The organism is Henriciella pelagia (assembly GCF_002088945.1).
GTDB lineage: Bacteria > Pseudomonadota > Alphaproteobacteria > Caulobacterales > Hyphomonadaceae > Henriciella > Henriciella pelagia.
Genome location: NZ_NCSU01000007.1, coordinates 68305 through 90842, shown reverse-complemented (window position 1 = coordinate 90842; position 22538 = coordinate 68305). Strand labels below are relative to the sequence as shown.

Here is a 22538-nt window from a genome sequence, read left to right as displayed (position 1 = left end):
CATCTAAACGCATGCGAGGGGATGAACGCATGGCAAAGGCGATACCGACCGATGAGCGGCTGCTGCGGGAAATTTACAGGCGCTATCTCGGCGCGTTTTCGGACTTTTCCGATGAGAACAAGACGCGGAATGCCAAAATCTGGGTGCCGATCGATATCATGGCGCTGTCGAGGAAATTTCGCTGTGACGAGGATCTGATCTTCGGGCGGCTCTATTACCACTTCAATTCCAAATTCGGCTCGCATACCGGAGAAGGCGACAAGGTCAACTTCTTCAACATCCGTCTCGGTCAGGACAGGCACTGCGTGAACTTCCCGCTCCTCGCATCCGTCCTCTCAGACCTGCAGGACGAACGCCGAAGGTTTCTCGTCTCCACACGCCTTGCTGCGCTGTCACTGATTGTGTCCAGTGTCTCCATATTTCTGGCCATTTATCTCTGAAGACTGATGCCTCGGAACCGGTCCCACCTGTCTTCGTTGTAACCGGGACCGTAACACTTTGTTTGCTGCCCCAAGCGAGAATGGAGACTTGGGGACCGAATGGAAGAAACCATGAGACTGATTGTTGGATACTTTGCATTCATAGCGCTGGCGATGGCCGGCCTCTATTCGTTTGCAGATGCCCTTGCAGAAGCCGAACAGCCGGCCGACGCTCAGATTGACGCTGCATCCGGCGATTTCCAGCCCGAACAGGTCATCGACCGTCAGTTCCCTCAAGCCGCGCCTGACTTTTTCGTCGTCTGATCATTTTCTTCCCGCAGATGCGAGTTGACTCCGCATCGCGACTCCCGCGCATTAGCGCGCATGACCGATATCACCGTTGCCGTTAAGGCTCTTCCTCACTTCGCCGGCCTGCCGCTGCCTGCTTATGAAACAGACGGCGCTGCCGGTATGGATGTCCGCGCCGCCTATCCCGAAGACGAACCGTTCGAACTGAAGCCCGGAGAGCGGACCATGGTGCCCACCGGCCTGTCAGTCGCGATCCCGCAGGGCTTTGAAATCCAGATACGTCCACGCTCGGGGCTCGCGGCAAAGCACGGGCTGACCTGTCTCAACAGTCCGGGCACGATCGACAGCGACTATCGCGGTGAGCTGAAGGTCATCCTGATCAATCATGGCAGCGAGACCTTCACCATTTCGCGCGGGGAACGCATTGGACAGATGGTGCTCGCGCCGGTCACACGGATTGTCTGGCAGGAAGTCGACAACCTTGACGAGACCGCACGCGGAGAGGGCGGTTTCGGATCCACGGGCCGATAAACCCGATTCTCCTTGAATCCGGACCGCAATGACCCTATTATCGAATTACGATAATAAAAGAGGGTCCAATGTTCGAGATCGATAGTCCGTTCACCATGGTTGTTCTCATTGTGCTGATTGCCGTCGGCGCAGGCGTGATCAAGAACTGGATCAAGACCAGGGGTGATCGCGAGGCGGACGAAGAGACCCAGGCCGAGATTTTTCGCCTCCGCAAGGACGTCGAACGCCTCACCGAGCGCGTACGGGTCCTCGAAACCATCGCCACCGACAAGGATGAGCGCCTGCGCGAGGAAATCCGCCGGCTCGCCTAAAGCAGCCGCGTGTCATCCTTCGCAAATCTTGCAAGCAGGTAAGCGTCCGTCTCTTCGATTGGCTCCAGCTTGCCAAAGGCAAACGCATTGCGGTCCATGACAAGGTCGCGCGGCCTGAGTGCCCTTGAAATTTCCAGGCCCTCCAGGTTCCGTGCCCGCGAGAACGCCACATAAGCCTGCCCGTGCGCGAACATGCCCCGGTCGAAATCGATGAACACCTTGTCGAGCGTCAGCCCCTGTGCCTTGTGGATTGTCACGGCGTAGGCAAGGCGAAGCGGCACCTGTTTGAACGTGCCGACAACCTCGCGTGAGACCTTCTTCGTTTCCGGGTCCAGTTCGTATTTGTACTTTTCCCAGGCCGCCGGCTCGATTTCGTAGATATGGCCGTCCAGCTCAACGCGGACATTGTCTCCCTTGAAGCTGTCCACGGTTGCAAGCGAACCGTTCACCCAGCGTCCTTCCGGATCATTCTTGATCAGCATCACCCGCGCGCCTTCCTTCAGCTCAAGGTCGGCTTCTGTCGGATAGGATTTCTCGTCGAATGTTCCCTGGATCTTCGCCGCTAGAGAATGGGACTTGCCGGGCAGGTCCTCGAGGCGTGCCTGGTTGATGCGAAACGCATTCGCATTGTTCGGTGTCAGGACGACATGGGTTTCGCTCGCCTCTACGGCCGTTCGTTCGGAGACGACCGACTGCAGCAGCTTCTCGTCAGTGGGCAGGAGTCGTCCCTGCCGCATCGCGCCGAGCAGGGCAAGGAAGCGCGGGTCTTCCTGGCGGAAGACGTGCTTCAGAGCGAGCAGGGCAAATTCGGCATCCTTGAATCCGGGCGCATTGAAAAAATAGTGCCCTCCATAGCGCTCATTCAGGATTTCAGCTTCAGGTCCACGCGCGACAGGCGGCAGCTGGTGCAGGTCACCGGACAGGATCATGCGCACACCGCCAAAAGGACGCTTCGAGCCGCGATTGAGCTGCAGGCTCTTGTCGATGGCGTCCAGCATGTCGGACCGCACCATCGAAATTTCATCGATGATCATCGTCTCGACCGCCTTGATGAGGCGTACGCCGCGCAGGCGTTTGACGTCGCTCGGCTCAATCAGGCGAGGCGGGAACTTGAAAAAGGAGTGAATGGTCTGCCCGCCCGCATTCATCGCGGCGACGCCCGTCGGGGCGAGGACGACGGTATTCTCTCCGGCTTCTGCGAGGAAGCGGCGCAGCATGGTCGTCTTGCCCGTGCCGGCGCGGCCGGTGAGGAAGAGATTGCCCTGTGCACCCGCACCCTTCGCGACCCAGTTTGCGGGCGCGGCATAGACGGTATCGGGCACGTTGGCGGCAGGCGAGTCACTCATTGCCTGTAGCCTTAGCGGCATCCGCCCTGCTAAGCGAGACCATGGCTTTGACCCCGCAGCAGCTCGAGCGCCACAAGCGTCACATTCTCCTCAAGGAGATTGGCGGCCCGGGCGTGCAGAAACTGCTCGATGCGCGCGTATCGATCATTGGCGCAGGCGCGCTTGGCGGGCCGTGTGCAATGTACCTGGCAGCCGCAGGGGTGGGCGAGATCGAGCTCTGGGATAGCGACATTGTCGACCGCTCCAACCTTCAGCGACAGGTCCAGTTCACCGAGCAGGATGTCGGCCAATCGAAAACGGCCCGTCTCGCAAGCCGGCTGAAGGCCGCGGCGCCGGACTGCCGGGTGATTGAGCGGAACAGGCGATGGAATGAGGCCTGCAAGCTCTCTGGTTCGATCCTGATCGACGCAACCGACAACTTCGAAACCCGGTTTGCCCTGAACCAGGCCGCGCATGCGCTTGGCCGGTATCTCGTCTCAGGCGCTGCCACTCGCTGGTCCGGGCAGGTGTCGGTGTTTGCGTCGGGCGTGCGGAAAGGCGCGCCATGCTATCAGTGCTTCGTTCCCGGCATGCCTCCGGAGGCCGAAGCGTGCGAGGATGTCGGCGTCGTTGGGCCGGTCACCGGCATCGTTGCCTCACACATGGCGCTGGAAACCTTGAAGCTCATCACCGGGGCAGGACGGCCGCTCATCGGCCAGATCGGAATAGTGGACGGCCTTACAGGAATTACGCGCACCGTGAAACTTAATCAGGACACGGATTGCCCGGTCTGCTCAGCCTGAAACTTTCCTTTGACACGTCCGGCGATTGACGGTTTTACGACACGGGGTGGGCGTTCGAGGTGAGAACTTATGTTGCGAAAGCTGGCCGCTATTCTGCTTTCGGTTGTGGCGATCCTTGCTGCCGGATGGCTCGCTCTCAGGCGCCCTGACATACCCTATGACACGCTCGAGACAGCCTACTCGCTGCCAACGTCGAACTTCCAGACGATTGACGGTGTAAAGATCCACTTTACCGATGCCGGACCGCGCGATGCGCCGGTCATCGTCCTGCTTCACGGCTTTGCCGCATCGGTTCACACCTGGTCGCAATGGCAGTCGAGGCTCGACGATACCTACCGCGTCATCGCTATCGATCTGCCGGGTCACGGTCTCTCTCGTGTGCCGGATGACGAGCCAGTCAGCCGCGACTATTATGTCCGGACGGTGGGCGCGATTGCCGACCAACTTCAGCTTGACAGTTTTGCCCTTGCAGGTTCGTCCATGGGCGGAGGAATAGCCTGGAAGTATGCAGCGGAAAATCCGACGCGCCTCGACGCGCTTGTCCTCGTGGACGCGGCCGGCTGGCCGATGTCGAGCGAAGACCGGGAGACCAGCCCGCTTGTCTTCAAATTGATACGCATCCCCTTCGTTCGCACGCTGATGAAGGATCTCGACCTTTCCAGCCTGATCGAGGATGGGCTTTCCGACAGCTTCACCGACCAGACCTTCGTGACGCCCGAAATGGTGGATCGCTACAGCTCGCTGTCACGCGCGCCCGGCCACCGCGGCGCACTGCTGGAATTGTCCGCACAGGGACCGGATAGTCCGGCGAGCGTAAGAGACCGCCTTGCCGGGATCGATCTTCCGACGCTCATCCTCTGGGGCGAAGACGACAAGCTTATTCCTGTCTCGCACGCCCGCCAGTTCGACGAGGCAATCGCGAAGTCGGTCCTGATTGTCTATGAGGGCACCGGCCACCTTCCGCAGGAGGAGCGGGCGAAGGAGAGCGCGAGCGATGTCATCGCTTTCCTCGACCAGCATGTATCGGCCCTGTCGCCGCCCTTCATCGAGGAGGATGCGGACGAGGTGGACAGTGCCGCCAATGGGGCAACGCCCCAGACCGCGACGGGCGGCGGAGCGCGTCCCCGCTAGGCGCAGCTCAGGACTGGAGACCACCAAACGCATTTTCGGCGCCGCTCAGATGACGAACGGCCCGTCGCCTTCAGATGCAATCGGAATTTTCTCTGGAGCCACATGCTCCGGATCGAGGCGGGGCGATCAGTTTCAGCTGCGCAGGGCCTCCACCGACGCGGTCAGGTCCGCTGATATCAGGCTACTGACGCGTTTGCCGCTTCCGGGCAGAGGATGGTGCGCATCTGGGCCGCGGTGTCGGCCTTGCGGAGCGCGTCGCGCAGGTCTGGCTGGCGCAGTGTGCGGCTCACCTGAGCCAGGGCTCGCAGATGGTCCGCGCCTGAACCGACCGGCGCGATCAGCATGAAGATAAGGTCGCAGGGGCGATCATCGACAGCGTCGAAATCGACACCCTTTTGCAGGCGCACAAACCCGCCAATCGGTTGCGGAAGTTTCTCAATCCTGGCATGTGGAATGGCGACACCTTCGCCGACGCCCGTCGAGCCGAGGCGCTCTCTCTCCATCACGGCGTCGAAAATGTCTCGCGCATCGAGGCCCGTGCGCTCTGCCAGTGCTGCTGCGAGTGTTGTCATCGCCTGTTTGCGTGTGTCTGCGGATACAGGATCGAGGATTACGCCTTCTCCGAGAAGGCTGGTCAGATCAGTTGCCATGGCTCGCCAGGTTTCTTCAGGAGGTTTTGCTATCAATTGCCGGGTCGACCCAGCCTATGTTTCCGTCTGGCCGTCGATAGACCATGTTCAGCCCCGCATGTTTGGCATTACGAAACATAAGAGCAGGTGAATCGGCAAGCTCAAGCTGGAGAACCGCCTCGGAGACTGTCATTGTGCGAATTTGTGAAGCAGATTCTGCCACGATTACGGGCGCTTCGCCCAGTTCGCCTGTATCTTCACCGGCATCGTCCTCGCCAGCACCCTTGAGCACAAAGGCAGCTGCTGGCTCGCTCGGAAACGGGTCGCGCCCATTCTTGTGGTGATCCTTCAGGCGGCGCTTGTAGCGGCGAACGCGTTTCTCGATCTTGTCGAGCGCTTCTTCCAGCGCGACGTAGGGGTCGCTCGCTCTGCCACTGGACTGAAGGATAATGCCAGACGGCAGGTGGATGTTGCAGTCAATCTCGGTTTCGTGGCCGTTCGGACTGACCGTCACATGGCCGTCGAACTCGCGGTCGAAATATTTGGTTACTGCGGCTTCAAGACCTGTCTCGATGCGGCTGCGAAGCGCATCGCCCAGATCCATTTTACGTCCTGCGATTTGTATTTGCACGGAACTCTCCGTTTACGAGAAGCTACTATAACGCCCCGATTTCGGAAAGCGAGACCGCGGCGTCCTAAAAATCACAGCTGGGGGAGTCAATGTCCCGTCAGCAGGGGCTCATGCACTGGCTTTGAGTTTCCGCCGGCGTTGCACGCTGGACGGAATGCCAAGGCTTTCACGATATTTCGCCACGGTCCGTCGTGCAATCTCGATACCGAATTCCGTGAGGATTTCGACGATCTGGTCATCCGACAGGACCTGCTCGCCCTCATCATCGACCAGCTGTTTGATGCGATAGCGCACCGCTTCAGCCGAGTGTGCCTCACCGCCACCCGTCCCTGGAATGGAGGCAGAGAAGAAATATTTCAGTTCGAACAGGCCGCGTGGGGTGCCCATATATTTATTGGACGTCACGCGGCTGACGGTCGATTCGTGCATCTCGATGGCGTCGGCGACCTGTTTGAGATTGAGCGGGCGAAGATGCGCCACGCCATGCGCGAAGAAGGCGTCCTGCTGGCGCACAATCTCGCTCGCGACTTTCAGGATGGTGCGGGCCCGCTGGTCGAGAGACTTGATCAGCCAGGAGGCGTTCTGGGCGCACTCGGTGATGAATTCCTTTTCCTTCTCGCGCATCGGAAGCGTCGAGACTTCGGCATAATAGGCCTTGTCCATCAGCACCTTCGGCAGCGTGTCGGAATTCAGTTCGACCGCGAACATTCCGTTCGGCATTTCGCGTACAAAGACATCCGGGGCGACCGCGATGGATGGGCCGCTCGAAAAGGCCGCGCCGGGGCGCGGTGTCAGCGTGCGGAGCTCCGACATCATGTCGGTAACGTCTTCCTTGTCGACGCCGCAGACGTCGCACAGGGCCTTGATGTCGACCTTGGCGACAAGATCGAGATTCTCCAGCAAGGCCTGCATGGCCGGGTCGAAACGGTCACGTTCCTTCAGCTGCAGGGCCAGGCATTCCTCAATCGTGCGCGCCATGACGCCGGTCGGCTCGAAGCCCTGGCAGACCTCCAGCACAGCTTCCACATTGGCCGGATCTGCGCCGAGAGCAGTGGCGACTTCGTCGATATCGACCTTGCAATACCCAGCATCGTCCGTCTCATCGACGAGGCGGGAACCGATAAGCTGGTCAGCCTGGGACAGGCCAGACATTTTCAGCTGATCATGAAGGTGTTCGTGCAGGGATTTTTCAGAGCTGAGCGAGCCTTCGAAATCGAAATCGTCGCTGGAAAAACTGCCACCACTGCCGGCTTGCGACCAGTCGGTCTTGGCGGATGGACCGGACATCTCATTGGCCGTCTGGCCACTGTCGGAATTTGTGCCGCTCTCATAGAGGTCGTCTTTCGAAGCATCCATCGCCTCGCGCGCCTCATTCAGCGCAGACGAGTCGTCCAGGGTCAGCTCCTCGCGTTTCGAGGTCGGCTGGATCTCTTCGGCGGAATAGTCTTCGCGGTCGCCAGCTTCGCCGCGCTCAAGCAGCGGGTTGCGCTCGATCTCGGCTTCGACGAACTCTGCGAGTTCGATATTGGACAGTTGCAGGAGCTTGATCGCCTGCTGCAATTGCGGGGTCATCACCAGGGACTGGCCCTGGCGCATGTCGAGGCGTTGTGAAATGGCCATAGTCGTTACGCAGCGAACCGTTCGCCCAGATAGACCCGACGCACATCCTCGTTGGTGAGCACTTCCTCAGGCGCGCCTTCGAACAGCGTGCCGCCATCATAGATGATGGATGCCCTATCAACGATCTGGAGCGTCTCGCGCACCTGGTGGTCCGTAATCAGCACGCCAAGGCCGCGCTGCTTCAGGTAACCGACCAGATCGGAAATATCCGAAACGGCGAGGGGGTCGATACCGGTAAACGGTTCGTCCAGAAGCATGAAACTCGGTCTGGAGGCGAGGGCACGGGCAATCTCGACGCGGCGGCGTTCACCACCCGATAGAGACGTCGCAGACTGCTTGCGCAGGTGCGTGATGTGCAACTCATCCAGAAGGGCGTCGACTTCCGCCATCTGCGCCGCCTTGTCCTTTTCGACAAGTTCGACGACCGACAGGATGTTCTCTTCCACGCTCATGCCCCGAAAGATCGAGGCCTCCTGCGGAAGATAGCCGACACCCAGGCGGGCACGCTGGTACATGGGAAGATGCGTGACATCAGCGCCGTCGATCGAAATCGAACCGGCATCAGCCCCGATCAGCCCCATGATCATGTAGAAGCAGGTTGTCTTGCCGGCCCCATTGGGACCAAGCAGACCAACAACTTCGCCGCGCTGGAGAGACAGGGAGACGTCTTTCACGACCTGGCGCTTGCCAAAAGACTTGGCAAGTCCGGTCACAATAAGGCCGCTGGCCGTATCCGTCATCCTGTGGTCCTCCCATTAGCGCAATGTGCGCCGCCCGCCATGAGAGCTAGGGCAATAGACTTAATATCCGTTTAGACCGGCCTGATTAATTTGATCCGTTTCCAGACTGGTTCGGATTAATATTCATCTGGACCTGACCTGAGCCGCCATCAAGTACCGTGCGGCCTTCTTCAAGGTTCATCACAAGATTCTGGCCTGTGGCGACGTCTTCCCCTCGGATGAGGACGACATTTCCTGAAAGCGTGATCGTATCGGTGGCGGCAAGGTAAACGCCCTTGTCGCCGGTCGCCTTGAGTTCCGGCGTCACATAAAAGACCTCGCCAACCGCTTCCATGGATTCGATATCCCCAAAGCCGGTGAGGCCGTTCGTCTGGGTTTCGCCGGACCCGGCATAGTTAATGGTGACGCGATTGGCGCGCAGCCGCGCCGTGCCCTGCATGATGTCGACATTGTCGATGAGCACGACTTTGCGCTGGCGCTCCAGCACCTCGCTCTTGTCTGCATTGACCTTGATCGGGCCACCGTCTCCGGAAACCTGGGCGATTGCGGCAGGCGTTGCGACGGCTGCCAATGCGGCCATCGCCGCAATTACTCTATTCTTCACCACCACGCTCCTCATCACTGGCATCGCTGCCGGGACTGGTTTCTGTCGTTTCGTCCGTCGTTTCACGACCACCCGGGAAGATGGTCATCTGGACGCGCCCGCTCAGCAGGACTCTGTCCCCCTCATCGACGATCTCATAAGAGTCAGATCGCACATCGCCAAGAGGCCCTGTTCCGTTCAACGGGTCAATGCCTTCGACCCGGCCTTCCTCCACAAACATTCTCGCCGAGGTCGAGGCGAACTCATACCCTTTGGCATTTACCAGGCGCACATCTTCATAGAGGGCGAGGGTCTGGTCGTCCTGGTTGTAGAGGCCGGCCGGGGCCGTCACGACCGTTCCATCTTCGCTGACCATCTTGGGATTGGACAGGTCGATCTGCTCTCCGCCGCCGCGCCGTCTCTGCGCGGTGCTGGCCGTAATCACGAACGACCGGCCGGCAATGTCGCGGCCCGTGAAACGCGGATTGACCATGGTAACGACTTCGTCGCCCGACAGCTTCTCGATCGAGCCGGGAGACCGTGTGACCGCATTCGCGGCAAGGTGGCCCACCATGATGCCTGCAGCGATCGCCGCGCACGCGGTGAACACCAGCCGCATCAGCGCCACCATCGACGAACGCCGACGCGCCTGCTCAAGCGTCATCTGGCGTTTCGGCTCCCACAGGCTCAGGGCCTTTTCGGTTTCGGCGGTCACATCCATGCTTTTGAATTTATAGACAGATTGCGGCTATTTGATAGCGCCCACTGCATGACTTTGACGTGAGCTGGCTGGGCTGTTTGCAAGCTGCTCTAGCTGTGCGCAAAGATGTCGGTTTCCGGCCAGCCTTGCAGGTCGAGCTCGGCCCGTACCGGCAGGAAATCGAAACAGGCCTGTGCCAGTTCCATGCGGCCTTCGCGCTTCAGCATGGCTTCAAGACCCGCCTTGATCTCGTGCAGGTGCAGGACGTCATTGGCGCAGTATTGCAGCTGGGCGTCCGTCAGCTCGGCGGCGCCCCAGTCCGTCGATTGCTGCGCCTTGGACATGTCCACGCCGGCAATCTCCCGCGATACATCCTTGAGCCCATGCCGGTCAGTGTAGGTGCGGCACAGCTTGGAGGCGATCTTGGTGCACCAGATCGGCGCGCAATCGATGCCCAGCCAGTGTTTCATCATCGCCACGTCGAAGCGGGCGAAATGAAAGATTTTCAGCTTCGACGTGTCTGCCATCAGGGCCTTGAGGTTCGGGCAGTTGAAGCTGCGATCCAGCTGGATGACATGCGCCGTCCCGTCGCCTGCAGACAGCTGCACCACGCACAAGGCATCGCGCTGAAGGTTGAGCCCCATGGCTTCAGTGTCGACGGCAATCTCCTTGCCGAAGCGGACACTGGCGGGCAGGTCGCCCCTATGCAGAGTGATATTGTTCATGCCATCGGGCATACTGCCTTGGCGTTAATACGCAATTGTCAGCGTGCAACAGTTTCGCCGCTTCGTATGCGCCGCCCGCTTATTGCGGTGTCGAGGCAGAGCGTATGTCGCCGTTCTTGCTGGCGAGCTTCACGCTGACAATATAGGCCTTGTCGGCCTGCATGCCGGCAAGGATGAGACCCGCCTGATCAGACGGCATCAGGCGCAGGAACCCTGCTGCAAAGCCGGGGTCCATCTGGTTGAAGATGCCGGCGGCCTGATCCGGTTTCATCGCGGAATACATCTGAGCGAGATGCTGGATGTCATTGTCGGCGCTCGTCGCCATCGACTTCCAGCGGTCATCAATTGTCGTCTTCAGCGCCGCAAGCTCTGCGGCCTGGCGGTCAAGTTCCTGCGAGCGACTGCGAAGGGCCAGTTCCTGCTCGCGCAGCGCATCTGCCCGCGCCGCCAGCGCTTCCTGGTCGCTGGCAAGAGCTTCCGCCGCGGCGCCAGTCAGGCAGATCTGCTCTTCGGCAGGCGTGCTGTCATCCGGCATGGAATAGGAGGCCGGCACAATCTCGCCGTGAGGCTCAGCGTCCGAGGCGTGCTCGTCTGCCGCTGTCTCTTCGGCAGCCGCGAGTGTGCTTGGCAGCACGCGCGTCAGGCCGCCAATGGTAAACAGGACGCCGAGCGTGATCAGGACATGCGTTCGGGTTCCAGCGCCAGCCATGTCTACCTCCTGCCGCCTGCTGCGGGCATAATGTCATCTTCGAACAGGAAGTCCGCATCGCGGTCGGCCGCCGACAGCCGGCTCTTCTGTGCCTTCAGCTCCTGCAGCAACTGCTTCATCTCGCGCATTTCCTCGCGGGACCGCTGCAGGATCAGTTTCATTTCCGAAGTGACCTCGGACTTCACAGCGTCGGCCTTGCGACCAAGATTGCCCTCGGACGCTTCGACCGAAGCCTGGAGCGCGCTGAGGCGCTGGCAGGACTTGTCCGCTTCCCTCATCATCTGGGCGAGCCTGTCGGTGAGTTCGCCAGCCTGCACGCGGGTTTCGCGTGTGGCCGAAGAGACTGCCGCGACCGACTTGTTCATGGCCATGATTGTTGCGCCGAGTCCGTCGCGTGTATCCTGCAATGTCTTCAGTCGGCGGCTGAGAATGATGCAGTAGACGCAGGCCGCAAACGAGACCAGGAAGAGTGCGATATCGGTCGGCTGTATGGCGAGCTGTTCAATCATCTCAACAGAAACTCCGTAATCAGGACGCCCCGCGAGACGTCATCACCGAGAACGAGTTCTGCGCGCTGCGCGAGCTGTTCGCGCATGCGAGGGTAGAAGCTGGTCGTTTCGAAATCGCTGAGCTCAACTGACCGCAAATAGGTGATGAAGGCGTCTGCGAGCATGGGTTCGGCCTTCTTGATCGCCTCGCCATTGCCTTTCTTGGTAACAATGGAGGTGTGGATTTTCACAAAGCGGGTCGCTGGCTCATTGCCAATGGTTACCAGCAGTTCTTCAAGCTCGACATATTCCTGATCGGGAGCGGCAAGCGGCGTGCCCTTGGGCGGGCTGCTCGTCGCCACCGTGCACACCGGTGATTCGGCCGTCACGGGCGGCGACATGAAGAAAACAACAGCGAATGAGCAGGCAGCGGAAACCACTGCCAGAATGGCCCAATTTACGATGTTTCCGCCAGATTTTTCCGCGGGCGCTGTGTCAGTGATTGCGGTTTCTTCCGGCATGTGCCGCTCGTCTCTATAATCAATCTATGCGTCTGCTTTTGTAACTTCTCAGTAAAGGAAGCGTTAACGATTTCGGCCGAGATATTAATCATTCCGGATTTGGGACAAGATGATGGGGGGCGGAATAAACCATGAAGTTTCTGGATACAATAAAGTCACTGTCTTTGGGACGGCAGGTGGCTCTCGGTGTTGCTGTTCTCGCGGTTGTGTTCACGATGAATTTTCTCATTCGCGGCGCTGTCACTGAGCCGAAAGCACTTCTCTATTCCGGGCTGCAGGCGAGCTATGCCGGCGAAATTATCGACGAGCTGGAGCAGCGCGGTATCGACTATGAAATCCGCGGCGAGGCGATTTTCATCCCGCAAAGCAAGCGCGATGAAGTCCGCTTTGATCTCGCCCGCCAGGGCCTGCCGAAACAGTCCGTCCAGGGTTATGAACTGCTGGACGATGTGAACGGCTTCTCGGTGACGTCGGAGATGTACAATGCTGCATACTGGCGCGCCAAGGAAGGGGAACTGACGCGGACCATTCTCGCCGTCCCCGGTGTGTCCTCGGCCCGTGTCCATATCGGCGCAAGCCTTCGCTCAGGCTTCTCGCGCTCGGCCCCGGCCCAGACAGCATCCGTCACCCTGACTACCTCCCACCATCTCACCGCTGACCAGGCTGAGGCGATCCAGTACATGGTCGCGCTCGCCATTTCCGGGCTGAAGCCTGAGGATGTCGCGGTCATCGATCCTGAAAAGGGCCTTCTTGCCGGACCGAATGTCGACAAGATGGAAATGCCGTCTGTCGTGGCGAATTCGGAATCCATGGCGCTTGAGCAGAAGATCATGCGTCTCCTCGAGGCGCGTGTCGGTCCGGGCAATGCCCGCGTGTCCGTCAGCGTTGACGTGAACCGTCAGCGTCAGGTCATCTCGGAAAAGACCATCGATCCGCAGTCCCGCGTTATCCGCAGCCGCACCAGCAATGATGTGAGTGAGACCAGCTCTGCCGCGAATGGTGGCGCGATCAGCGCGTCCAGCAATCTGCCGCAGGCGGCTGGAGAAGGGGCCGGCAATTCCAGCACGCTGAAGAATTCGACCGAAAGCGTCGCCTATGAGTTCAACGAAAAGCGCACCGAAGTCGAAATGCTGCCGGGGGACATCCAGCGTATCTCGGTGGCTGTCCTGCTAAACCGGGACGCGCTTGGCATCACGGACGGAACAGGCGATATTGAAGCGGCCTCGCGGCAGGTCATCTCGAATTTTGAAAATCTCATCCTGACGGGCGCTGGACTGGACCAGACCCGCGGCGACTCGCTGACGGTCGAACTCATGCCGTTCCAGGCACCACCCGTGCAGGAGTTGATCACCGCGCCGAGCATGGTTGAGACGCTGATCTCCAATTATTTCTGGTCCGGACTGCAGGCCATCCTGCTCGGCATTGTCGTGATTGTACTGGCCCTCGGCGTGGTGCGCCCATTGCTGAGCCCGAAGCCAGCCCAGCCTGCGGCCATGCAGGCGCCCGGTAACGACACGCTGGCCATTGGCGGCCCAGCGCAGCCAGACCCGTTCCATTATCTCTCCGATTACACCAAGGAGCGTCAGGACGACACGGCGGCGCTTCTCCAGTCATGGCTCGAAGAGGACATGAAGGGGGCGGTAAATGAGTGACACCATCTTCGCCAATTTGCCCAGTTTTGACGCGCTGGCAGAAGGCCGGCAAGCGGGCCGCCTGATGACCCGGAAGGCCCGGGAAGCCGAAAGCCTTGCTCAGGAATCTGAGGCCAAGGAAGCCAGCTTCAAACGCCAGATGACAGCCGTTGAAGCAACGCTCAATTCGCTCGCCGACAAGATTACCGCCGTTGAAGCCGATGCGCGCCGGCAGACCAGCGAAACCATCATTGCCATGGCATCGCGGTTGTTTCCGGAGCTCTCGAAGCGCTTCCTCGCCGACGAGATCGTCCTTCACCTCCAGAAGCTCATCCCGCCGAGCGCGGTCGAAGTCGTCATCACGGCAGAGCCTGAGCTTGCAGAGCGGCTTCAGGCCGTGATCCAGAAGTCCGAGCGCCTCGCCGGCGTCTGCTCTCTGAATCCGGCCCCGTCGCCAAAAGGCGATAGAGTAGACGTGTCATGGAAATCCGGCGGCCTCACCTTCGATTTCGAAGGTCTGCTTGAATCCTGCCTCAAACACATCGACACAACGCACGAAGCAATGGGAGCTCCATCCTGATGGCCAATCCGGAACCTGCACAAGCCAGTCCTGACGCGATCGAACGCCGTGACCCGTCTGCCGAGAACCAGTTCCGCCGCGCGATTTACGGCGTGCCGGTTACGCTGACCGTGTCGATTGGCCAGCGCCGCATGAGTGTTACGGAAGTGCTGCAACTTGCGCCGGAATCCATCGTCGCGCTGAACACCAAGATTGAAGACCCCGTCAGTCTCATGGTCGACGACAAGCTCATCGCAAAGGGTGAGCTGATCGAGACCGAAGAGGGCGGCATTGGCGTGAAGATCACCGAAATCGCGGAAGATGCCGATGACGCGACTGGCTCCTAGCCACGCGACCTGTCTGCGCTGGGCCTGCCTGCTTGTCCTTGCCCTGGCACTCGGGATGATAGCGAGCGCGCAGGAAGCCCCGGCAGATGCTGCCGGAAATGCCCTGAACGGACTGCTTGGTCAGCCGGGCGAAGGCGGCGGCCTCAGCGGTTCTGTCATCATCCTGTTCCTGACGGTGACAGTGCTGAGCCTCGTGCCCGGTCTCGCCATGATGGTTACCTGCCTGCCCTTCATGGTCATTGTGTTCTCGTTCGTGCGTCAGGCGCTCGGCGTGCAGCAGGCCCCGCCAAACATGATGATCATGGCGCTCGCCATGTTCCTGACCTTCTTCATCATGGAGCCGACCTTCTCCGAGGCCTGGGCCAATGGCCTCGGTCCCTACACGCAGGGCACAATTGACGAGCAGGCGGCCTGGACCGGCACAACCGCGCCCTTCCGGGAGTTCATGAGCCTTCGGGTCGACCCTGAAACCGTTCCTGTGCTCGGCGATGCCCTCAACCGCCCTGTCGCTGCAGGCGAGGAGCCGTCCTTCTCCCTGCTTTCGACGGCGTTCATGCTGTCGGAAATCAAGCAGGCCTTCCAGATCGGCTTCGTCATCTTCCTGCCCTTTCTCGTGATCGACCTCGTCGTTGCCTCCGTCCTGATGGCGGTTGGCATGATGATGGTGCCGCCCACGGTCGTCTCTCTCCCATTCAAGGTTGGCTTCTTCGTGCTGGCCGATGGATGGCTGAAAATCACTGAAGCCCTCATCAGAGGATATGCCGGATGAGCAGTAGCGTTCCCAAACAGCCCGCTTCCAATGTCACGCGCCTGAAGCCGCGGGCGCAGAGCAATTCTCCTGTCGTGAACTCGATCACGCCTTCCCAGCGCGCTGCGGTGATCATTGCAGTTCTTGGCGAAGCAGCGGCACGGCCGATCGTGGAAAAGCTCGATGATGCTGCCATGACGCGCATCGCAGCCGGCCTCGAAACTGTCCAGTATCTGGAACGCGATGAACTTGCCGAGATTGTCATGGACTTCCTGCAGCACCTTCGCCAGTCCAGTGGTGCTTTCCGGGGTGGCAAGGCCCGCGCCCGCGAAATCGTCTCGACTTTGCTGGATGAAAACCGTCTCGACCAGGTGTTTGGCGGCGGCAAGGCAATCACCCATGAGGAAAAGCCGGTCATTGATGACAGCGATATCTGGGGCAGGCTGGAACAGAAGGATCCGTCTGCGATCGCTGATTATCTCGATGGCCTCACACCAAACATTGCTGCGCTGATCCTGCACAAGCTTGACGTGTCTGTCGCCTCCGAAGTCGTCAGCAACCTGTCTGAAGAGACGCTCGATCCCACCATCGGATTTCTTGTCGAGATCGAGCGGCCCGACCCGGAGATCGACGCCGCGATCGCCCGAATGGTCGAACTTGAATTCCTGAATGTCAGTGATGGCGAGGATGAGGATGCTGGCGGCGGGAACCTTGAGGCTGTTGGCGAAATCCTGAGCCTTATCCCTGGTGCCAAACGCGACCGCCTCCTGGCTTTCCTCAAGACCCAGCATGAGGGTAAGCTGGAGAGCATTGAGAAGGTCCTCTTCACGATTGACGGCCTGCCGGACATGCTGCCGCGCAATTCGGTCCCGGTCGTCTTCCGGGAGCTTGGGGAAGAGGGGGTGGTACCCGTTCTTTCAACTCTTACTGGGCCGCTACAGCCTGTCGCGGACTATCTGCTCAGCAATATTTCCTCGCGCCTTGCTGACCAGTTCCGCGAAGCTGTGGCTGATCCCAATCGCAAGCCGGTCGCCGATGTAGAGACCTGTCAGCGCGAATTCCTGACCGCTCTCATGTCCTTGAAGCGCCGCGGTGCCATTACGATGGAAAAATCAGTGGCCGAGGGCTGATGAGGAAACGGCGAGGACTCTCCTCGCCTTGCCTTTTTCTCCGCAACTGAACTGCTGAGCGTCAGCGCACGATCAGGTCCGCATGGATCGCGCCTGCCGTCTTCATGGTGCGAATGATATCGGCCATTTCCTGTGGGCTCACGCCCAGCGCATTCAGGCCGGCAATGAGCTGCGACAGGGTCACATTCGGATTCAGGGTCGCGATTCTGTTGCTGCCGGTCTGGCCAATCGAGATCTGCGAGCGTGGCAGGACAATCGACTCGCCATCGGAGAACGGATTCGGCTGTGACACCACCGGCGTTTCGACAACCTTGATCGAGATATTGCCTTGCGCAATCGCGACCTTCGAGATGGTAACATCTTCGCCGAGCACGATGGTGCCGGACTGCTCATCGATCACGATACGCGCCGGAACGGCGACCTGGATCGGCAGGTTCTCGATATTGGCGAGCACGCGCGCCGGAGAGCTGTCAAAGACGCGCAGGTCAAGATCCACTGTGCCCGGGTCGCGCATGAAGGCGACGGGGGCACCGAACGCATCATTGATCGTGTCTTCAATCCGTGCCGCGGTCGTGAAGTCGGGGTCCCTCAGGGCGAGCGTCAGCGACTGGCGCTGGTTGAAATCATAGCCGATCTCGCGCTCGACCCGCGCGCCGTTTGGAATGGCACCGGTGGTCGGCGTTCCGCGGCGCTCACGTGCGCCCTGGGCCTGCACGTCAATGCCAGAGACGACGATGCTGCCTTGTGCGACCGCGTAGACCTCGTTGTCAGCGCCTTTCAGTGGCGTCAGGATCAGCGTTCCGCCCTCCAGGCTTTCCGCATCGCCAATGGAGGCAACCGAGACATCCAGCGAAGAGCCATTGCGTGCAAAAGCGGGCAGGGTGGCGGTGACCAGGACAGCCGCGACATTGTCCGGCTTGATGTCTTCACCCTGTACGTTCACGCCGAGGCGTTCCAGCATGTAAGTGAGCGAATCTTCGGTGAAGGGCGAGTTGCGGACTGTGTCGCCCGTACCATTGAGGCCCACCACGATACCATAGCCGATAAGATCGTTCTGCCGCACGCCCTCCACATCGACAATGTCGCGAATTCGCGTCTGGGCGTCGGCCACAGGAGCCGGAAGCGTCGTGACGGCGAGACTGGCGAGTGCAATCAGCCATGCGAAAAGTTTCATCGGGCTACCTCAGGAAATTCAGGAGCGAGAGATTGGAAAGCCGCGCGGTCAGCGCGTAGGAGGTCTCAAGATTGGCCTCAAGGACCTTGAGTTCGGCCGCCGCGTCATACTGGTCGCGCGCCGTCATCTGATTGAAAGTTTCCGTGAGAATTGTGTTCTCCCGGCCAAGATCGGTCAGCCGGTCGGCGAGGCGTTTCTGGTCAAGGCCGATCTCAGACCGCATATTTGTAAGGGCTGTCTGACCAGCGGCCACTGTCCGGGCGGCTGACAGGCGCGCTTCGTTGGCGTCCGGCAGGGCCTCGATTGCTCCGCCCGGAGCGCTGATCACCATGACCGCCAGCCCGCGTACAAGTTCGGTCAGGGCCGGGTCCACGGCCGTTCTTGCCTCCCTGTCGGACGCAGTTGCGGTGCCCCGGAAGATGGTCTGCTGCCAGCCACCGGCCGGGTCAGTGAAATAGGCGTCGAGCTGGGCTTCAAAGTCTGCTGCATCAGTCGCACCGGCGGCGAGCGCCTCGATATCGGCAATGAGCTGGCTCGTCCCGCTGAAAGGCGGAGTGGATGTCGCATCGCCTGCAAACAGGTAGCGCTCGCCATGACGGGCATTCAGGCGCGTGAGCATGTTGCCGAGCTCGATTTCGGCGTCGCGCGCAATATTGGCAAGGTCGACATCGCTCGAAAAGCCGACCGCGTCCAGCATTCTCGTCGACAGGCCATCCGCGCCGGATTGTATGCTGCCGAGGCTGTTCTGCATGACGTCGAGCCGGCTCTGACGCAACTGGATCTGGCTCTTTTCGGCCTGCAGGTCATCAAGCGCCTTCTGGCTGAGCATGGCCTGCCCAATACGCCCGTTCAGGTGCTTGGTCACGTCAGCCACGCGGCCGGTCACCGCTTCTGTCGAAGTTGTCTGCATCTGCGCCTTCAGGTCGGTGACGTTCTGCTGGAGTTTGCCGATCATCAGGCTCATGGGAAGGGTGTTACGGATCATGTCAGATCTCCATCAGCCGCTGCAGCATCAGGTTGGCGACCTCGATCACCCTTGCATTCGCGGAATAGGCCTGTTCGATGAGCAGCAGCTGCTGCATCTGCTCGTCAATATCCACGCCTGTCTTCGACAGTTCAGCGTCGAGCATGATGGAATGCTGCGCGGATGTGGAGGTGAGGATCGTCTCCTTGCTGACCCGCATCTGGCCGGTCTGGGATGAAAGGTTGGCGGCAAGATCGGCGACCGAAAACATGCCCTGAAGCCCGTTCGAGTTGATCGCATTGGTCGCCGTCACAGCGTCATAGAGCGCTGACAGAATGGCATTGTTTCCAGTTGGTCCGGGCGTTGCCGCTTCCAGCCCGTCACGAAGCCGTGACAGCTCCCCACCCTGCGTGGGATCGACCAGCGCATTGACCCGGATCCGTCCGGCGATACCGGCCCCGGCCGCCGGATTGGGATCGACGAAGAGGCCAAATTCACCGGGCGTCTTGGTCGGGTCGATCGAATCGTCAGAGAGGCGCGTGACAAGATCGTTCGCGACCGTGTCGAGCTGGTTGGAAACCTTGGGAAGATCGGTGTCGCGCAGCGTGAACAGAGCACTGAGCAGGCCGCTGGAGACGGCTGAATAAGTCGCGCTGCCAGGGGTCAGGTCAACGCCATCCACGCTGATGCCGGATAGGTGTCCGCCTGCGAGCGTCTGGTTCGGCCCGAACGCATTGGACGGCGTGAATTCGATCTGCCGCGGTGTCCCGACAATCAGGTACACGCCTTCGCGCGTGACGAGGTCGACTGCACCATTCGGACGGTCGACGGCCTCGACAGGCAGGTATTCGGCGATGGAATCTATGGCGCGCTGGCGTTCATCCATCAGCGCAGCCGCTTCGCTGGATGTGCGGTCGACCGAGCCGAGCTTCACATTGAGCGCATGAACCTTGTTGATGGCGTCATTCACCGTCTGAACGCCATTGGCGATTTCGAGGTCGGCTTCGGCTCGCTGGTTCTGGACATAGCGCGAGAGATCGTTGAATTCGCGGGCAATTGCCTTGGCAGCGTCAATGACGGCGGAGGCATTTGCCGGGGACTCCGGAGTCGTGGCGGCTGTCGAAAGCGCCGACTCAAAGTCCGAGAGGAGGCTGAAAAGCCCGACACCGTCAGTGGAATCGCCAAGACGGGAAGAGAGCGCCTGCCAGGTCGAGGACATGACGCTGGCCTGTGCCAGGTCGCTGGACAGCGACATGCGCTGATTGGTCAGCGCGGAATCTGCGGAGCGGGTAATCCCGCCGATATGCGAGCCGGCGGTGGTGCCGCCGACCAGGGTTTCGGCCATAACAACAGAACGCCGGACATAGCCCGGCGTGGATGCGTTGGCGACATTCATGGCCGTGATATCGGCCCTCAGACTTGTGGTCTGAAGGCCGGATCGGGCTGCGTTTATGGCGTGAGTGAGGCTCAAGGAAGTGAGGCCCTTTCAACTGGCCGCTTCTTACCGTTTGAGGTTGGTGGTTTCCTGAAGCATCTCGTCCACAGTCTGGACAATCTTCGCGTTCGAGGAATATGCGCGCTGGGTCTCGATGAGATCCGTCAGCTCCGATGCGATATCCGTTGTGGATTCCATCAGCGAGTAGCCGGATACCGTTCCGACCGGGCCGGTCCCGGCATCCCAGAAATACAGGTTGCCGCTTTCGGCGGAGACCGCATAGGCTTGCGCGTCGAGTGCCTTCAGCCCGTTCGCGTTTGGCACGTCTCCGACCGGGATCTGGTACAGGGTCCGGCGGAAGCCGGTATTATAGATGGCCTGCAGGAAGCCTGACTCGTCGATTTCAACAGACTGGAGGTCGCCAATCGGGGCGCCGTCCTTGGCCACGGCCGTTGGCGAGAAAGGTGCCGAAAGCTGCGTGATGCCGGCGCTGTCGCCCGGGCGGCCAATGAAGAGATCGACATTGCCGTGCGGCAGGTTCAGCGTGACCTGGCCGGTAGCGGCATTGTAGGTCGCGCCGTTCGTGGCGGTCACGCTGGCAATCCGGCCACCATTCGCGGTAGTGTCGTCAAACGTGATGTCGAGATCGCCGATCGATGCCGCAGGGTTTCCGGCGCTGTCGAAGATTTCAACAGTCCAGTTATTCGAATAGCCGGAACCTGGGATCACCGGAGAGAATTCGAGCGTCAGCGTGTGGGCGCGGCCAAGATTGTCGAAATATTCAATCGGCAGCGGATAGATATCGCCCGTGCCATCGGACTCGGTTGCGTCGACTGGCAGGTTGATGCCGAGTTCAATCTGCTCCGTCGGGGAGGCTGTATATTGTGACGCAGAGATGTTCACTGGTTCGAGGCTGATGCCGCTATTGCGGCTGACATTTCCAACATTGCCGTCACCGTCGGCTGGGAAGCCCAGGAGATAGAGGCCGCTCTGCGTGCGCAGGTTGCCATTGGAGTCGGCGTAGAAGGACCCGGTGGGTGTCAGCATCAATTCGCGCTCGGAGGCGAGTGCACCAATGCCGGAGCCGTCGGTGACAGGGAGCAGACCGCGGCCTGCAACAGCCATGTCCGTGGCGTTGCCCGTGGAGATCAACGATCCCGTTGCCGCAATATCCTTGAATGTGCTGACGCGAACACCGCCGGCGGAGTAGGCCGATGACTTCTGCTCAAGCACCATGCTGGCGAATTCCACCTGGCTACGCTTGTAACCATATGTCGATGAATTCGCGATATTGTCGGAAATGGTAGACAGGCGGGTGGCGTTGGAATTCAACCCCATCACACCTGCATTCAGGGATGATGATATAGTCACTGGACAACTCCTTTGTCAGATTTCTCTGAAAGTGGAGTCGATTCCTTAATAAGCGGATAACCCTTAAGTGGCTGGGGAATCCGCGTTCGTGACGATGGTGATTGAGATCCGGCGGTTCTGGGCCGCGCCCGGATTCTCCTTGACCAGTGGATCGGTGTCGGCGCGGCCGGACACTTCGCGCAGGCGGCCCGTGACCAGGCCGTCGCCAACCAGGAGCTGGCGGGCCGTATTGGCGCGGTCAGCCGACAGGTTCCAGTTATCATACGACCCATTGCCGCGATACGGACGGTTGTCTGTATGTCCGACAATTTTCAGGTCGTTGTCGAACGTGTTCAGCGACCCGGAAATTCGATCAAGCAGATTGATGAGCAGTGGCGTCGGCTCACTCTGGCCAAGTTCAAAGAGCGGGCGGCTTTCGGAATCGATGATTTCCAGCACGATGCCTTCCGACGTCATCTTCACCATCAGGTGCTCGGACAGCTGCATCGGCTCCTGGCTGAGCTCCTCACGCAAATTCTTCAGATCAGACGCGATCTGTTCGTCATCCATCTTTTTCTTCTTGGGGTTTGCGTCGACAGATTTCTCGCGCGTCGCGCCGGTGCCCATCTGAGCGTAGGTTTCCTCGGTGAAGATCGAGCTGCCATTCAGTCCATCAGACCCGCCGCCGGAGATACGGCTGACCGGAATGGTCGGGTTGAAATAGTCGGCAATACCTTTGCGCTGTTCTTCCGTGGTGGCATTGAGCAGCCACATGAGGAGGAAGAATGCCATCATGGCTGTCACGAAGTCCGCATAAGCGACTTTCCAGGCACCGCCATGGTGTCCGTCAGCCTTCACGACCTTCTTTCGCTTGATAATGGTGACGTGAGTCACCCCTGCTGGCTTTTCTGCCATGACCTGCTCGCAATTCGATTTCAGCGGTCGGTATAGCAGAAGCTTCCCAAGCAAGACTGTAGATGGGCCGCGTAATTCCAGCGGTTCCAATAACGCTTCGTTTACCAAAT

At 59.9% G+C, this 22538-nt stretch carries 27 protein-coding genes; 11 read left to right on the top strand and 16 right to left on the bottom strand.

All coding sequences use genetic code 11. From position 1 onward, the window contains the following. Positions 1 to 29 precede the first annotated feature (29 nt). The 4 genes from B8746_RS03010 (at position 30) to B8746_RS02995 (ending at position 1570) form a co-directional block, all read left to right on the top strand. Positions 30 to 440 carry a hypothetical protein gene (locus B8746_RS03010; RefSeq protein ID WP_084391761.1) on the top strand — a complete coding sequence of 137 codons (411 nt, stop codon included), beginning with the start codon at positions 30 to 32 and terminating at the stop codon, positions 438 to 440. Positions 441 to 551: 111 nt separating this feature from the next. Further along, complete coding sequence (locus B8746_RS03005) at positions 552 to 743, top strand: hypothetical protein (RefSeq protein ID WP_143434511.1); 192 nt, start codon at positions 552 to 554, stop codon at positions 741 to 743. Between the two features lie 60 nt (positions 744 to 803). After that, positions 804 to 1259, top strand: a complete 456-nt coding sequence (gene dut, locus B8746_RS03000; RefSeq protein ID WP_084391759.1) for a dUTP diphosphatase — start codon at positions 804 to 806, stop codon at positions 1257 to 1259. 68 nt (positions 1260 to 1327) lie between these two features. Then, positions 1328 to 1570 (top strand): hypothetical protein, encoded by a 243-nt coding sequence (locus B8746_RS02995; RefSeq protein WP_233123887.1) that lies wholly within the window; start codon positions 1328 to 1330, stop codon positions 1568 to 1570. On the opposite strand, the gene B8746_RS02990 is transcribed toward B8746_RS02995, so the two are convergent. Further along, on the bottom strand, positions 1567 to 2916 hold the full coding sequence (locus B8746_RS02990; RefSeq protein WP_084391758.1) for an ATP-dependent DNA helicase: 1350 nt from the start codon (positions 2914 to 2916) through the stop codon (positions 1567 to 1569). The genes B8746_RS02995 and B8746_RS02990 overlap by 4 nt on opposite strands. Before the next feature lie 41 nt (positions 2917 to 2957). On the opposite strand from B8746_RS02990, the gene B8746_RS02985 reads away from it, so the two are divergent. After that, positions 2958 to 3698, top strand: coding sequence for a HesA/MoeB/ThiF family protein (locus B8746_RS02985; protein WP_084391757.1), 741 nt, complete (start codon positions 2958 to 2960; stop codon positions 3696 to 3698). A gap of 69 nt (positions 3699 to 3767) precedes the next feature. Next, entirely contained in the window at positions 3768 to 4829 is a 1062-nt protein-coding gene (locus B8746_RS02980; protein ID WP_084391756.1) for an alpha/beta fold hydrolase, read from the top strand. 176 nt (positions 4830 to 5005) lie between these two features. On the opposite strand, the gene B8746_RS02975 is transcribed toward B8746_RS02980, so the two are convergent. The 10 genes from B8746_RS02975 to B8746_RS02930 form a co-directional block, all read right to left on the bottom strand. After that, complete coding sequence (locus B8746_RS02975; RefSeq protein WP_084391755.1) at positions 5006 to 5479, bottom strand: PTS sugar transporter subunit IIA; 474 nt, start codon at positions 5477 to 5479, stop codon at positions 5006 to 5008. Between the two features lie 16 nt (positions 5480 to 5495). Then, entirely contained in the window at positions 5496 to 6089 is a 594-nt protein-coding gene (gene hpf, locus B8746_RS02970; protein ID WP_084391754.1) for a ribosome hibernation-promoting factor, HPF/YfiA family, read from the bottom strand. 108 nt (positions 6090 to 6197) lie between these two features. Then, positions 6198 to 7709, bottom strand: coding sequence for an RNA polymerase factor sigma-54 (gene rpoN / locus B8746_RS02965; protein ID WP_084391753.1), 1512 nt, complete (start codon positions 7707 to 7709; stop codon positions 6198 to 6200). A 5-nt stretch (positions 7710 to 7714) separates the two neighbouring features. After that, positions 7715 to 8449 carry an LPS export ABC transporter ATP-binding protein gene (gene lptB / locus B8746_RS02960; RefSeq protein WP_084391752.1) on the bottom strand — a complete coding sequence of 245 codons (735 nt, stop codon included), beginning with the start codon at positions 8447 to 8449 and terminating at the stop codon, positions 7715 to 7717. A gap of 85 nt (positions 8450 to 8534) precedes the next feature. Beyond that, the gene (locus B8746_RS02955; RefSeq protein WP_233123882.1) at positions 8535 to 9053 is read right to left on the bottom strand and encodes an LptA/OstA family protein; all 519 of its coding nucleotides are present in this window, start codon (positions 9051 to 9053) and stop codon (positions 8535 to 8537) included. Beyond that, on the bottom strand, positions 9043 to 9753 hold the full coding sequence (gene lptC, locus B8746_RS02950) for an LPS export ABC transporter periplasmic protein LptC (RefSeq protein WP_084391750.1): 711 nt from the start codon (positions 9751 to 9753) through the stop codon (positions 9043 to 9045). The genes B8746_RS02955 and lptC overlap by 11 nt, the downstream gene beginning before the upstream one ends. A gap of 89 nt (positions 9754 to 9842) precedes the next feature. Then, positions 9843 to 10457 carry a ribonuclease D gene (locus tag B8746_RS02945; protein ID WP_084393097.1) on the bottom strand — a complete coding sequence of 205 codons (615 nt, stop codon included), beginning with the start codon at positions 10455 to 10457 and terminating at the stop codon, positions 9843 to 9845. A 79-nt stretch (positions 10458 to 10536) separates the two neighbouring features. Beyond that, on the bottom strand, positions 10537 to 11166 hold the full coding sequence (locus B8746_RS02940) for a MotE family protein (protein ID WP_084391749.1): 630 nt from the start codon (positions 11164 to 11166) through the stop codon (positions 10537 to 10539). Positions 11167 to 11168: 2 nt separating this feature from the next. Continuing rightward, positions 11169 to 11675: a DUF6468 domain-containing protein gene (locus tag B8746_RS02935; RefSeq protein ID WP_084391748.1), complete on the bottom strand. Its 507-nt coding sequence runs from the start codon at positions 11673 to 11675 to the stop codon at positions 11169 to 11171. Beyond that, entirely contained in the window at positions 11672 to 12175 is a 504-nt protein-coding gene (locus B8746_RS02930) for a flagellar basal body-associated FliL family protein (protein ID WP_084391747.1), read from the bottom strand. Before B8746_RS02930 ends, B8746_RS02935 begins: the two co-directional genes overlap by 4 nt. 131 nt (positions 12176 to 12306) lie before the next feature. Between B8746_RS02930 and fliF the strand changes: the two genes are divergently transcribed. Genes fliF through B8746_RS02905 form a run of 5 tightly spaced genes read left to right on the top strand, consistent with a single transcriptional unit; the run spans position 12307 to position 16590 of the window. Next, a complete protein-coding gene (gene fliF / locus B8746_RS02925; RefSeq protein WP_084391746.1) occupies positions 12307 to 13827 on the top strand; it encodes a flagellar basal-body MS-ring/collar protein FliF in 1521 nt (506 codons plus the stop codon). Next, positions 13820 to 14386, top strand: coding sequence for a hypothetical protein (locus B8746_RS02920; protein ID WP_084391745.1), 567 nt, complete (start codon positions 13820 to 13822; stop codon positions 14384 to 14386). Before fliF ends, B8746_RS02920 begins: the two co-directional genes overlap by 8 nt. Further along, a complete protein-coding gene (locus tag B8746_RS02915) occupies positions 14386 to 14712 on the top strand; it encodes a FliM/FliN family flagellar motor switch protein (protein ID WP_084391744.1) in 327 nt (108 codons plus the stop codon). Before B8746_RS02920 ends, B8746_RS02915 begins: the two co-directional genes overlap by 1 nt. Beyond that, complete coding sequence (gene fliP, locus B8746_RS02910) at positions 14693 to 15481, top strand: flagellar type III secretion system pore protein FliP (protein ID WP_084393096.1); 789 nt, start codon at positions 14693 to 14695, stop codon at positions 15479 to 15481. The genes B8746_RS02915 and fliP overlap by 20 nt, the downstream gene beginning before the upstream one ends. Next, a complete protein-coding gene (locus B8746_RS02905; RefSeq protein ID WP_084391743.1) occupies positions 15478 to 16590 on the top strand; it encodes a FliG C-terminal domain-containing protein in 1113 nt (370 codons plus the stop codon). Before fliP ends, B8746_RS02905 begins: the two co-directional genes overlap by 4 nt. A 61-nt stretch (positions 16591 to 16651) precedes the next feature. Here the strand turns inward: B8746_RS02905 and B8746_RS02900 are convergent, their stop codons facing one another. From B8746_RS02900 to B8746_RS02880, 5 genes are all read right to left on the bottom strand, one after another. Then, the gene (locus B8746_RS02900; protein WP_084391742.1) at positions 16652 to 17764 is read right to left on the bottom strand and encodes a flagellar basal body P-ring protein FlgI; all 1113 of its coding nucleotides are present in this window, start codon (positions 17762 to 17764) and stop codon (positions 16652 to 16654) included. Positions 17765 to 17768: 4 nt separating this feature from the next. Then, on the bottom strand, positions 17769 to 18749 hold the full coding sequence (locus tag B8746_RS02895) for a flagellin (RefSeq protein ID WP_084391741.1): 981 nt from the start codon (positions 18747 to 18749) through the stop codon (positions 17769 to 17771). Between the two features lies 1 nt (position 18750). Continuing rightward, positions 18751 to 20199 (bottom strand): flagellar hook-associated protein FlgK, encoded by a 1449-nt coding sequence (gene flgK / locus B8746_RS02890; protein ID WP_084391740.1) that lies wholly within the window; start codon positions 20197 to 20199, stop codon positions 18751 to 18753. A 30-nt stretch (positions 20200 to 20229) separates the two neighbouring features. Then, a complete protein-coding gene (locus B8746_RS02885; RefSeq protein WP_095380821.1) occupies positions 20230 to 21534 on the bottom strand; it encodes a flagellar hook protein FlgE in 1305 nt (434 codons plus the stop codon). A 63-nt stretch (positions 21535 to 21597) separates the two neighbouring features. Then, on the bottom strand, positions 21598 to 22428 hold the full coding sequence (locus tag B8746_RS02880; RefSeq protein WP_084391739.1) for a flagellar motor protein MotB: 831 nt from the start codon (positions 22426 to 22428) through the stop codon (positions 21598 to 21600). Positions 22429 to 22538 lie beyond the last annotated feature (110 nt).